This is a genomic window from Caballeronia terrestris, assembly GCF_001544515.1.
Lineage (GTDB): Bacteria > Pseudomonadota > Gammaproteobacteria > Burkholderiales > Burkholderiaceae > Caballeronia > Caballeronia terrestris.
In genome coordinates this window covers 1-504 of the sequence record NZ_FCOL02000644.1, presented here as the reverse complement: position 1 = coordinate 504, position 504 = coordinate 1, and the positions used below count along the sequence as shown (strand labels likewise).

Genomic DNA, 504 nt, shown 5'->3' with positions numbered 1-504 from the left:
CCGGCTGAATACGTCGGAAACGCCTTCGTTCAGCAAGGTCAAGGAAGCCGCCGCGCAGGTGAAGGTACCGCTCGTCGAAGTGCTGACGAAGAACTGGAAGCAGGTGCTGCTCGGCGGCATCGCGACGATGTCGACCGGTACGTCGTTCAACCTCATTGTCGCGTTCGGTCTGACCTACGGCACGCAGACGCTCGGCTTCACCCGCAATGCGATGCTCGCCATTGCGCTCATCTCGTGCGCGGTCTGCATCGTGCTTTTGCCGGCGTTCGGGCGGCTGTCGGACGTGATCGGACGCAAGCCGGTGATCGTCGGTGGCATCGTCGCGGAAGCGCTGCTCGCCTTCCCGCTCTTCTGGCTCCTCGACATGCGCGAGTTCCCCTTTGCGCTGCTCGGCTACCTGCTGATGATGACCGCGTTCGCCGCGAACTATGGACCGATCGCCACGTTCCTCGCCGAGCTGTTCGGCACGCAAGTGCGCTATTCGGGCTTGTCCATCAGCTACAT

1 protein-coding gene is annotated in these 504 nt (G+C 62.7%); it reads left to right on the top strand.

Annotated elements, in window-relative coordinates; translation table 11 throughout:
- On the top strand, positions 1-504 hold a 504-nt coding region (locus tag AWB67_RS39370; RefSeq protein ID WP_125477928.1), incomplete at both ends, for an MFS transporter.